This is a genomic window from Candidatus Neomarinimicrobiota bacterium (genome assembly GCA_018647265.1).
Classification (GTDB): Bacteria; Fidelibacterota; Marinisomatia; order Marinisomatales; family TCS55; genus TCS55.
The window spans coordinates 1-2,590 of the sequence record JABGTK010000151.1 but is presented as its reverse complement, the minus strand read 5'-3'; the positions used below and the strand labels follow the sequence as shown (position 1 = coordinate 2,590).

The 2,590-nt window shown below is 34.4% G+C and carries 4 protein-coding genes; all 4 read right to left on the bottom strand.

Annotated features, from left to right (window positions below):
• Positions 1-157 precede the first annotated feature (157 nt).
• Positions 158-688, bottom strand: a complete 531-nt coding sequence (locus HN459_09355; protein ID MBT3479650.1) for a cytochrome c — start codon at positions 686-688, stop codon at positions 158-160.
• Position 689: 1 nt separating this feature from the next.
• On the bottom strand, positions 690-1,148 hold the full coding sequence (locus HN459_09350; GenBank protein ID MBT3479649.1) for a DUF2141 domain-containing protein: 459 nt from the start codon (positions 1,146-1,148) through the stop codon (positions 690-692).
• 1 nt (position 1,149) lies between these two features.
• Complete coding sequence (locus HN459_09345) at positions 1,150-2,406, bottom strand: hypothetical protein (GenBank protein ID MBT3479648.1); 1,257 nt, start codon at positions 2,404-2,406, stop codon at positions 1,150-1,152.
• Positions 2,406-2,590, bottom strand: a 185-nt coding sequence (locus HN459_09340; protein MBT3479647.1) for an outer membrane lipoprotein-sorting protein, incomplete at its 5' end; no start/stop codon positions are given. The genes HN459_09345 and HN459_09340, both read right to left, overlap by 1 nt.

The following is a 2,590-nucleotide window of genomic DNA, read 5'->3' as shown; positions in this document are numbered from 1 at the left end:
TGGAAATAAGACTGCAGATTATTTTCAAACTCGACTTAGTGGCGGTATGAATTGGAGAGTACAAAAGAAAATTCAATTTTCATGCAATATCGATTATCTAAAGGATAAGTCTTATAATAATCTATTTATGTATGCTGGGTTAAGTTTTCGGTTTTAGTCAATGTTCATGGATCGCTTCTTCCTGGCTGGAGAATCCTTCAAAACGATCTTTTGCATAGACTTGATGACAACTGAGACATCCTTCCATCATTTTGCCTAAATACATAGATGCTAATTCACCATCTTGGGCTTTCGCTGCCATGGCGAGCTTGAGTGCATGGTCATGAAATTTTGAATCTATTTCTATAAATCGTTCCGGAAGGATTCGATGTAGATCGGCCATATCTTCTTCAGACAATTCCTGTTTCAGAATAAACGCCGAATGAATATTGTGACTATTTTCTATCACTTTTTTCCATTCTCCTTGAGAAAGGTTCGACACCAATTCTTGGTAATTTTTATTTATAGAGCGCATTTCTTCCATTAAAGCATTTCGCGTTGATGGTGTCCAATCTATTGCGCGTACTTCGCTCTTTTCCCCTATTCGTGAACCATGATCGTCATGGTCTCCATAATGGTGTTTAGCCATTATTAAACCAACGACTAATAGAATAATTCCCGATATAATTATGATTGATTTTTTATTCATTTTATTTTCCTTTTTTCACCATGTAAATCATTTTGATAGTTAAAGTACTATCCGATTGAAATTCAAAACTCGATTTGACAAAATTGGGTCTATTGAATAATCCTAGTTTATTAAAATTTGAAAATCCTACACCTTCCATGGGTAAAATAAACCCTTTATCAATTTCACCGTTTCTATTTTCATCATGTAAAATATTTACAGCATATCTTCCAGTAGGTAAATTTTCAAATATTGAAATTACTGTATTATTTTTACCAATGGTCCCAATTTGTTTTCGGTAATATTTTTTAAACTTTTCATCAGGAATTGATCCATCTTTGTTATACAAAACGAATTGGACAACACCTTTAGAATTATGAAGTTTTTCTACCTTTATTGTTAAAGAATGGACGTCATTTTCAATGGGATAAGCGAACGAAATAAATAGAACAATTGTTACTAGTTTCCATTTCACTTTCATTTTAAAAACTGTATTTCATTTTAACATAGATCATGTCATTATCATCGTAATAACCAAACTGTCCTGTGTTTTCGCTATCTTCATTTTTCACAAATATATTTGCACCGGCAAGGATTTCAAATCCATCTGCTAAATCATAAGTTACGCTAGGTCGAATGAGTGCATCTTCATTATTGAGCCCAAAATACCCAAATAATTGAAGTGTGAGTGTTTCTTGTAAAAACGTCCGATTTGCCAAAAAAGTCATGGTATTATCTAATTCATCCTGAACAATTAAATCGTCATAATCCAAAATGGCACGCTGAATAAATTGAGTGCTAAACCGAGTTGTCCCGATAGAGAAATCTGTCCCAATCAAATAGTGCGCATAATCTTTTTCCAGTAAACTCGTTGGCAAATTCAATTGGTCTGGATTCAAAGCGGAAAACTGTTTTCCCATATAATAAGCCCCTTCTCCCCGAAGAATGAATCCGCCCAATTCAGAACTAAAACTACCGCCAACCAATGTGAGTTGATGATGTTTGGGTGTCAGTGTTAATCCAAGTGGTTGTGGATTTCCCTGTTCAATAATAGGTGAAACATGTAAATTCGGGTCATCATCCCACATGCTTCCTGCCATAATTTCATAATCCAATAAAGATGACATGCCCGAGAATTTTATAAAGCCTTCGCTATTTTCTAATCGTCCGGGAATTTCCTTTTGAGATTCATCAATGGTAATCGGTAAAGGGAATTCTGGAATACGAGACCAGATGGATGTTTCATCCGGCATTATTGTGGGTGTAAATGTTGGAATCCAAACCATTTCCACTGTATTATCGCCCAAATAATAATTTGCTTTCAAAGATGTAATTCCGGTGCGGATTTCATCAAAATCTCGAAGCAGAAACTCTCCCAAATCTTTAGGCGACACAATATCCGTTATAAACATTCCATCTGCTTTACCCCAAATAATTTGCTGCTTCCCAATCCGTAAATCCATATTATCAAAATACACATCCATATAGGCTTCTCGAAGCCCTAATGTCACATCTTGATTGGGAGTTTGATAGATAAATGGATTAGCAAAGAAAGACACATTATCGTCGGTGCGTTTCAATTTCAAATCCAATGTATTTTGGTTAATTGAGTAATCGTTTGTGTCATTCGTTAACACACCCAAGTAAGAACGAACATATCCGTTTATTTCCAAATTTTGGGCAAATAAATTTGTCCCCATAGCCATGAGTAAAATTAAAAATAATGATTTGTTTTTCATTATATCCCCCGCTTCATCATGCGTTCTGAAAATTTATTATTTTGAATACCCTTATCAATTTGAACATCCGAAAATTCCATAATGGTGAATTGATTCTTCTGCATATTATGCATTTTCACCTTAGTTAAAATGATAACATCTCCAAATGATTTTTCTTGTTCTACGGTTAGGATTTTCAGCAAAT

Coding starts and splice junctions, on each gene's coding strand:
- HN459_09350 (MBT3479649.1), bottom strand. CDS start 1,148: ATGAAAGTGAAATGGAAACTAGTAACAATTGTTCTATTTATTTCGTTC.
- HN459_09355 (MBT3479650.1), bottom strand. CDS start 688: ATGAATAAAAAATCAATCATAATTATATCGGGAATTATTCTATTAGTC.
- HN459_09345 (MBT3479648.1), bottom strand. CDS start 2,406: ATGAAAAACAAATCATTATTTTTAATTTTACTCATGGCTATGGGGACA.